The organism is Flavobacterium sp. HJJ (assembly GCF_015351475.1).
In the GTDB taxonomy this organism is placed as follows: Bacteria; Bacteroidota; Bacteroidia; order Flavobacteriales; family Flavobacteriaceae; genus Flavobacterium; species Flavobacterium marginilacus.
Map to the genome: position 1 here is coordinate 56064 of NZ_JADKPR010000027.1, position 9384 is coordinate 65447.

General features: G+C 35.7%; 8 protein-coding genes and 1 pseudogene. 6 read left to right on the top strand and 3 right to left on the bottom strand.

The annotated features are described in order from the left end of the window. Positions 1-9: 9 nt before the first annotated feature. The 4 genes from IRZ80_RS17825 to IRZ80_RS17840 all read left to right on the top strand — a co-directional run bounded on the left by IRZ80_RS17825 (position 10) and on the right by IRZ80_RS17840 (position 3787). Positions 10-1152: an ABC transporter substrate-binding protein gene (locus tag IRZ80_RS17825; protein WP_194643186.1), complete on the top strand. Its 1143-nt coding sequence runs from the start codon at positions 10-12 to the stop codon at positions 1150-1152. Between the two features lie 74 nt (positions 1153-1226). Further along, the gene (locus tag IRZ80_RS17830; RefSeq protein ID WP_194643188.1) at positions 1227-2255 is read left to right on the top strand and encodes an iron ABC transporter permease; all 1029 of its coding nucleotides are present in this window, start codon (positions 1227-1229) and stop codon (positions 2253-2255) included. Between the two features lie 189 nt (positions 2256-2444). Then, positions 2445-2858, top strand: a complete 414-nt coding sequence (locus tag IRZ80_RS17835; protein ID WP_194643190.1) for a GxxExxY protein — start codon at positions 2445-2447, stop codon at positions 2856-2858. A 149-nt stretch (positions 2859-3007) separates the two neighbouring features. Beyond that, positions 3008-3787: an ABC transporter ATP-binding protein gene (locus IRZ80_RS17840; RefSeq protein WP_194643192.1), complete on the top strand. Its 780-nt coding sequence runs from the start codon at positions 3008-3010 to the stop codon at positions 3785-3787. Between the two features lie 41 nt (positions 3788-3828). On the opposite strand, the gene IRZ80_RS17845 is transcribed toward IRZ80_RS17840, so the two are convergent. From IRZ80_RS17845 to IRZ80_RS17855, 3 genes are all read right to left on the bottom strand, one after another. After that, positions 3829-5436, bottom strand: coding sequence for a class I SAM-dependent methyltransferase (locus IRZ80_RS17845; protein ID WP_194643194.1), 1608 nt, complete (start codon positions 5434-5436; stop codon positions 3829-3831). 227 nt (positions 5437-5663) lie between these two features. Continuing rightward, complete coding sequence (locus IRZ80_RS17850) at positions 5664-6119, bottom strand: tRNA (cytidine(34)-2'-O)-methyltransferase (RefSeq protein ID WP_194643196.1); 456 nt, start codon at positions 6117-6119, stop codon at positions 5664-5666. Between the two features lie 52 nt (positions 6120-6171). Beyond that, positions 6172-6780, bottom strand: a complete 609-nt coding sequence (locus IRZ80_RS17855) for a pseudouridine synthase (RefSeq protein ID WP_194643198.1) — start codon at positions 6778-6780, stop codon at positions 6172-6174. Between the two features lie 187 nt (positions 6781-6967). Between IRZ80_RS17855 and IRZ80_RS17860 the strand changes: the two genes are divergently transcribed. Together IRZ80_RS17860 and IRZ80_RS17865 are read left to right on the top strand one after the other, a co-directional pair. Beyond that, positions 6968-7621 carry a phage tail protein gene (locus IRZ80_RS17860; RefSeq protein ID WP_194643200.1) on the top strand — a complete coding sequence of 218 codons (654 nt, stop codon included), beginning with the start codon at positions 6968-6970 and terminating at the stop codon, positions 7619-7621. Between the two features lie 77 nt (positions 7622-7698). Next, positions 7699-9384 (top strand): annotated as a pseudogene (locus IRZ80_RS17865) (hypothetical protein); the annotation flags it as partial.

The window sequence follows — 9384 nt, forward strand, 5'->3', positions numbered from 1 at the left end:
AAATAGTCTATGCGATTTTCAATCTACAAAGTTCTTTTAATCAGTGTTCTTTTTTCATTTATCGGATGCAAAAAAAATGAAAAAAGTGAAGTTCAAAATGATGCCAACACCCCAAACAGTATTCAATACGCCAAAAGTTTAGCCATTCACAAACACAACGGTTATACTGTGGTAACTGTCTCGAATCCTTGGCCGGATGCGGTTAAAGATTTTATTTATATTCTAAAAGAAAAAGACGGAATTGTTCCTGACAGCCTGAAAAAATACCCTGAAATTTCCGTTCCGCTGAAATCTATTGTAGTGACTTCGACCACAAATATTCCGTTTTTGGAAATGTTGGGTGTCGAAAAATCATTGGTTGGCTTCCCACATACCGATTATATTTCGTCAGAAAAAACAAGAGCCTTAATCGATGCCGGTTCCGTTAAAAATGTGGGACAAAACGAAAAACTCAATATCGAACAGCTGATTGAATTGTCGCCGGAACTTATTGTCACCTTTGGTATTGACAACAACAATCCAAGTATTGAAAATTTACAAAAAAGTGGTTTAAAAGTACTCATCCAGGCTGATTGGATGGAACAATCCCCTCTTGGAAAAGCAGAATGGCTGAAACTTTACGGAGCTTTATTCGGAAAAGAAAAAGAAGCGGATGCTTTATTTGAAAACATTGTAAAAGAATATAATAATGCTTTAGCTTTGGTTGCCGATAAAAAGCCAACTTCGACTGTTTTATACGGTTCGATGTATCAAGACCAATGGTTTGTCGCGAGAGGAAGCAGTTGGGTTGCCCAATTTATGAAAGATGCCAAAGCAGATTATCTTTGGAAAAACCTCGAAGGCACCGGAAGTCTTGGATTGTCGTTTGAAAACATATTGGACAAAGCCAAAACGGCTAACTTTTGGATTGCTACAGGTTCGTTCAAATCGTTGTCTGAACTAGGAAAAGCCAACCCGCATTACGGTCAGTTTGATGCTTTCGCAAATAAAAATATTTATACTTTTGAAGGAAAATTGGGAGCTACCGGAGGTACGGTTTTTTACGAATTGTCGCCTGCCCGACCTGATTTGGTTTTAAAAGACTATATTAAAATTTTTCATCCTGAATTGCTTTCGGATTATGTCTTTACTTTTGCGACAAAATTAAATTAATCCTCTCCCCAACCCTCTCCGAAGGAGAGGGAGACTAAACCGAATATCTCTTTATTAAATATAAATCATTATAATTGATCAATCAAAAGCGAAATACAATCTTATTCTCATTCCTTTTTTTAGGGTTGATTGTCCTGTTTTTTGTGAACATCAGTTTGGGATCGATTACGATACCTTTCAAAGAGGTTTACACTAGTTTGACAGGCGGTCAAGCGAGTAAATCGACTTGGGAATACATCATCATCAATTATCGTTTGCCCAAAGCGATTACAGCAGTTTTGGTTGGAATGGGATTATCTATAAGTGGATTGTTAATGCAGACTTTGTTTCGAAATCCGCTTGCAGGACCTTATGTTTTGGGACTTAGTTCGGGTGCTAGTTTGGGTGTTGCTTTTGTGATATTAGGCGCAGGTATGTTGCCTTCTTTTTTGAGTGGCATTGTATTATCGCCATACGGAATCGTTTTGGCTTCAACTCTTGGAAGTACTTCTGTATTATTATTGGTTTTATTGGTTTCGCAACGTTTGCGGGACACTATGGCAATATTGATTGTTGGACTGATGTTTGGCAGTTTTACCAGTTCGGTTGTTGGGGTTCTTACCTATTTTAGTTCGGCTGAACAATTGCAGAAATTTACTTTTTGGTCATTGGGAAATCTCGGTAATTTATCATGGACATCCATTCTCATTTTAAGCATTTGTGTGTTATTTGGTTTATTCCTCAGTTTACTTAGTATAAAACCTTTGAATGCATTATTATTGGGTGAAAATTACGCCAAAAGTATGGGATTGAACTTCAACAGAGCACGACTTGTTATCATAATTGCAACGGGAATTTTGGCGGGAAGTATAACGGCTTATGCGGGACCAATCGCTTTTGTCGGATTGGCTGTTCCTCACATTGCCAAATTAGTTTTTCAAACTAGTAACCATACTGTTTTATTTTGGAGCACTTTGCTTTTTGGAGCCGGAATTATGCTGATTTGCGATGTGGTTTCGCAAATGCCGGGAATGGAAATTACGTTACCAATTAATGCTATTACGTCGATATTGGGTGCACCGGTTGTTATTTGGTTGTTAGTTCGAAAAAGGAATTTTAGATAATTTAAACACATAGACACATAGATTTTATAGTTAATCTTTAAGGAATAAATAGAAATAATATTATTTTTCACATAGATTAATTGTGTAAAAAAGAAAACATTTCTTAAACTCTTTTAAATCATCAAAAAAAATTATAACTATGTAATTAATAATAATTTCTCAAAAAGTTGCATTAATAAACTATAGTAAATGATTACTCAAAAATTTTTAGATGAATTAACATACGAAATTATTGGTTCAGCTATCGAAGTCCATAAATCTATTGGCAAAGGATTACTCGAAAGTGTATATCATCAATGTATGATAGAAGAATTATCCCAAAGAAAAATAAATTTTCACACAGAGATGAATGTTCCAATTATTTATAAAACAAAAAAATTAACAACGAATTTCAGATGTGATTTATTTATTGAAAACTGTATAGTCTTAGAATTAAAATCTGTATTGGAAATGAATTCAATATTTGAGGCTCAAATTCTAACCTATATGCAACTTTTAGAAGCTCCTAAAGGAATAATCATAAATTTCAATTGTCATAACATTTTCAAAGAAGGACAAAAAACTTTTGTGAACGATTTTTTTAAACTTCTTCCTAAACACTAACAATCTATTAAAACACCTTGGCTACAGAAATTTTAATGAAACCTTCTATGTGAAAAAATTATGATTTTCTAAAAAATCCTCAATTTTAAATTAATTCTATGTGTCTCCTATGTGTTTAAAACCATTTTAAAAAGTCTATAACTAAAACTATGCTAACCAATATCCTCACCACTCAAAACCTAAGCATTGGTTATTCCTCCAAGAAGGAAACTACAACCATAGCCAAAAACCTCAACCTGAACTTACAGGCAGGGAAACTGATTGCTTTGATTGGTGCAAACGGTATTGGAAAATCGACATTGTTGCGCACTATAACAGGGATCCAAAAACCTTTGCAAGGGACTGTTTTATTAAATGACAAAAAAATAAGCAGTTACGAAACTTTGGCATTAGCCCAAAATTTAAGCGTTGTTTTAACCGAAAAATTGCCTCCAAGTAATTTAACCGTTTTTGAATTGGTGGCATTGGGACGACAGCCTTATACTAATTGGATTGGCACTTTATCAGATGCGGATATTCAAATTGTTCAAAAATCTATTGAACTGACGCAAATCGAACATTTGTCACAAAAAAGACATTTTGAAATAAGTGATGGGCAATTGCAGAAGGTTTTGATAGCAAGAGCATTGGCACAAGACACCCCTTTAATTATTCTAGACGAACCCACTACTCACTTAGATTTACTCCACAAAGTTTCATTGCTCAAACTCCTAAAAAAACTAACCCACGAAACAGGGAAATGCATTTTGTTTTCGACGCACGACATTGATATGGCTATACAATTGAGTGATGAGATGATTATCATGACGCCAGAAACTGTTGTTCAGGACGAACCCTGCAATTTAATCAGTAAAGGAAGTTTTAATACTTTATTCAAAGATGAACATATCATTTTTGACAACGAAAAGGGTAAATTTGTTATCACTTAATCGGTTTTTGGTTTATAGTTGATAAAAACTAAAAACATAAACTAAACTCCTTTCAGCAAATTAATGCTCACCGTTGCAATTTCCGAATCGGGGAATTTTTTAAAATAATTGAGATCCGGAAATAATCCTGCTTCGCCCGCAATTTTGTGCAGTACATCAATTTCGACTATATATTGATCCGAAAAACCGTGTGTGGCATCGTAAGCGGTTCCTGCAGTTTTACCTAAATTCGAAGCTGTTAAATGGGGCGCTGTCGTATGCAGTTCAATCATCAGCAGTCCAAATTTATGGACATAAGGCGACCATTTTTGGAAGTGTTCCAATAAATTATCTTCCACCAAATTATTACTTATCCGAACGCCTCTATCTGCAAATGCACCTGTCGAACTGCTAATTCTTCCCTCCGAAATTTGTTTCGGCATTTGCCAAATCCGGTTGTGGTCGAGAAAAGTCCTCACATTCAACAAATCATTCAGATCGATATTGTAATTTTCCTTTAAATCGCCAGCTAGTAAATCCGGACGGCCTATATCTCCCCAAATCACTTTGGCCCAAATATCGGCTTTGATTAAATTGGCTCGTGTTACTTTGAGTGCCGTCTGATTATAATCGGCTCCGACTAGAAACAGAGGGTATTTATCAAGCATTTTTCCTCTCAAAGTCTGACGGTCAATCACATCAAAAACATGCTCCAAAAAAGCACCGTTGCCACAGCCCATATCCAAAATTCCTTTGGGTTGTTGCTCAATTGGTAAATTGAATAATTTGATAAGAATTTCATCAACAACTTTAAAATAAGTATCGTGCGCACCACCGCTCCCCCATACGTTCATTTCGCGGTCAACGTGAATCTCATATTCGCCTTCCCCTACGTTTCTTAAGAAAGCGGGATTACCAAAAATCAATTCGTCCATTTTCCGAAAAGTAGGTAAATAAGAAACAGTAACACCATAAGCAGAGGCTCTTTTGGCAAAAAACAATCCAGTTTCGGTAAACTGATAATTTCCGTTTTTTCGGGAAAACCATCCCAAATGTGCCAAAAAATTAAGTACAATTTTGAAGTTTTCGGGAGATTTATGAAACTCTTCCGGGCTAAAGGATATTTCCATAAAATATTTATGAAACATTCCGCTCATTCCCAAATGAACCGTTATTTGCCCGACAAGAAAACCTTCAATATGAGTGAGAATCTGATGTTGTATTTCGTTGGTCAAATCATCTTCGGAAAATGAAATTCCGTAATTATTTTGACATTTTTCAAATATCAATTTCATTCGGCTGAAAATTTCTCCTTCAAATAATTTAGGACGCAGATCATCTGAACACTGCAACAAATCGGCCACATCCTTATATAATGGAAACTGCGAAAAAGCAGTTTCACTTTTTTCATTAATGCGAAAAGCGATCAAATCAGTCTTTGTATTAACATAATAATCGAGAAAACCTTGCGAAGCCAATGTTCGCAGTGCCACATTGAGATAACCTTCGTTGGTTTTAAACTTGGAAGAAAGTTCGGAGAGGCATATTTCTTTTCTTTCCAAGATATAGGCCAAGACTCCTTTTTTATGCAAAGAAAACGCCACAGGAGCAGTCACCAAACCGTCCAGATGTCTAAAAATAGTACTTCGAAGGGTAACGTTATCTATCATAAAAAAGATTTAAAACAGAAAAATGCCTATCTCAAATATATGAAATTTCTCTTTTAAAAACACTATTACTCACTATTACAAAGGATTACAAATACAAAAAACTTTGCGCCTCTGCGCCTTTGCGTGAAATTAATCTCGCAAAGACGCAGAGGCGCAAAGAAAAATAAGACATAATTGTCTAATATTCAACAATGAATTGTTCTGAAAAACTATGCTTTTATCAAGTGTTATCTGATAACTGAAATCTGCCTTTTTGCTTCTCCAACCACAAAAGCAACCGAATTGGCGATATTAAAACTTCTGATCAAATTTGACATTGGAATCGTCAAATGATTTTCGAACAATACCATAAATTCAGGACTTAAACCAACACTTTCCTTTCCAAAAACCAGCCAATCCCCATCTTGAAATTTTGCGTCATAAATGGATTTTGTAGCATGGGAACTCATCAGGAAAACCCTTGATTTTTCCGGTATTTGCTGCATCCATTCTTCTACATTTTGATATTCGGTGACATCCAAATGCACCCAATAGTCGAGTCCGGAGCGCTTGAGGTTTTTATCATTGATAACAAATCCAAAAGGATGGATCAAATGGAGCCGGCTTTCGGTGCCTACGCATAAACGGCCAATATTTCCGGTATTATTAGGTATTTCGGGTTCTACTAGAACGATGTTTAGCATTATGATTTAATATTTTTGATTAACGATTTATAATTGCAGAGGTTAGCTACGATTAGATTTTTTGATTTTTTTCATTGTTACTGAAATTGTCATTTAAATTAAAATCGTCAACCTCAACTGCTTCTCCGGCTTTTAAATTGTTTAAATGTATGTTTCCAATGCGGACACGTACCAGACGTAAAGTAGGAAAACCGACTGCTGAAGTCATTTTACGTACTTGCCGAAACTTGCCTTCGTTTATAGTGATGGAAGCCCAGGAAGTTGGTCCATGACGCTCGTCCCGAATTTTTTTACCCCGAGGACCAAAATCTGGAATTTCAGTAATGAGCCTCGCTTCACATTTTTTGGTTTTGTATTTTCCTCCATTAAAGCCAATTTCGACACCTTCTTTTAATTCATCAATAGCTTGCTGAGTAATTATTCCATCAACTTGAACATAATATTCTTTATCAACTCTTTTACTTCGGATGATTTCACTCATTTTCCCATCAGTCGTCAATAGAAGTAAACCTTCCGAATCTTCGTCCAATCTTCCGATTGCCATAGTTCCAGCTGGGAAATTGTATAATTCGCCCAAGAGTTTTTTCTTTCTCTTTAATTCATAAATAAACTGACTTAAATAACCATAAGGTTTGTGAAGAAGAAAGTGATGGTGAGACATGCTGACTTTATTTTTTTTGCAAAGATAACGTTGTTTTTAAAGTTTTTTCAAAACATTTATTTGCTTCTATATTTATATTTCATGACACGTATTTTCCTTTCTATGTCATTTTCTCATCTGTTATTCATTCCTTAAATTATTTTTGAATAACTTAAAAACAATCTATTAACTAATAAAAAAAAAGATCATGGACGACGAATTAATGGGAACCATCAAACTTTTTGCAGGTAATTTTGCTCCTAGGGGCTACTATACTTGTGAGGGACAATTATTGTCAATTAGTCAAAATACAGCATTATTTAGTATCTTAGGAACTACCTATGGGGGTGATGGGATAAGTACTTTTAAATTACCTGATTTGCGTGGAGCATTTCCAACACAATGTTCAAATATTGGAGGAGTTCATCCTGGAGGAACATACACATTAGGTGAAGTTGGCGGTACTCAATCATTTACTATAACATCAGTAAATATGCCTCCTCATACCCACACTATAGTAAAAGGTCAAGGATCCAATTTGACTGGTACTATTTCGGTAAATACAGTACTACAAGCTAGTACAAGTCCAGGAGCTGATTCTACACCTTCTGCAACCAATAATGCATTAGGAAAAACAGTTGATACCAATGGTAATAGTGACCCTAATTTGTATACTAATGCCACACCAAATCAAAATTTAGCAGGAATTAGTTCAACAGTGAACAATAATTTGAATTTTGACCCCACTGGTTTACAACTCACTCCTTGGGGGTCTGGTCCATCACCAGTACCCACAGTACCGCCTTTTGTAGCTATGCAATATATTATATGTTACCAAGGAATCTATCCTTCTAGACCATAATAAATAATTAAAAAAATGGACTATTGAATAATAGTCCATTTTTTTAATATATTTGATAATAAATACATTAACAAATTATGATAAAAAAACTACTTTTCATTGGATGTTTTCTAAGTTTGTTTTCATCCTCATTGGCTCAAACCAATTTATCGGCGGGTGACATTGCTATTATTGGTACCAATTACGATGTTGTCCCTTATGAAATGACTATCGTAAATCTTGTTCCTATCTCAGCAGGTACTGTTATTAGAATAACTGATTATGGATATGATGAAGCTACTGGTACTTTCGGAACCACTTCTGTAGCTAATTTAGCAGAAGGCTCGATTACTTGGACGTTAACTTCTGCTATGCCAGCTGGAACAGTTACTAAATTTTCAATTACAGGAGGAACAACTCCTAGCGTTTCTGGATTACCAGGCACTGTTAGCTTTACAGGCTGGACATATAATCTAGCTCCGGGTAGCTGTCCAGTTCCTGCTGGAGGTGATAACTGGTTTATTTTTCAAGGAAGTTCCGCTACATCTGTAAGTCAATTTGTATTTGGCTGGGTAAACACATTTGGTACCACTTTTAATGGTATAAATCAACCAGCAGGGCAATTTCTTGTACCTGGAACTGGACTTCAGCCCAACAATGGTAATTCGTATTTACCTCCATCTCTTACTCTTGGATCAACTGCTATTGCACTTAATAGAGATCCTAATAACGGAGGATATCATGGTGACAATAATACCTATAAAGGCACTTTAACAGCGGCTTCAAAAAGTAATCTTTTAACAGCTATTTGTAGTATTGCAAATTGGAATACTAGCGAATCAACAACTTACGACATCAGTCCAGGAGGAACACAATTTACTGGAACAAATCCTATTTTCAAAATAGGTGTACTGCTTAACACTTCTCCTACGTTAACATTTTCAAGCAATCCAGCAGCAATTACTAGTGATGACGTTGCTTCTGATGGAGATGGTGGTTCGCAAGATATATCCGATATTGATATTCAGGTATATAATATTTCCAATACAAACGGTACTTTACTCCCCGCATTATCTTGGCAAAACAATTCTTATATAGGAAGTTCCAACGCATCCTATTCAGGCCTAACCAATGAAAACAATGCAGGTTCAAAAGGAATGGCAATAAAATCAGCCAATGGCAATGAGTTTCGTCTCAATCAATTTGTCTATTACAACTGGGGAGAAACCTCATCCTTTACTAATACGGTAAAGGGTTATAGAGATGGTAATGAAGTAGCTTCTACCACTTTTGATGGTTTTGATTCAGGTTATACTCCAAAAACAATAACTTTAACATCGGCCTTTCAAAATGTAGACGAGGTACGATTTTATATCAGTGCTGGCGGATATGTAGGTAACCAATCTGCTACCAATCATAGTATAAATTCTATTTCAGTTTCAACACCTGTAGTCACAACTAACACTGCGCCTACTGACATTGCTCTTTCGCCTAATACTATTAACGAAAATGTGACGGCTAATTCAACCGTAGGCACACTCTCCACTACAGATATTGATTCAGGGGATACTTTTACTTATACTTTAGAAGCAGGAGCAGGAAGTACAGATAATGCTACTTTCAATATCAGCGGTTCAAATTTAAGAATAACGGCCAGCCCTGATTTTGAAACCAAATCATCCTATTCTGTTCGCTTAAGAACTACAGATCAAGGAGGTTTGTTTTTTGATAAAGTTTTTACTGTTACCATCAGTGATGTGAATGAAGCTCCAACTAATTTAGCA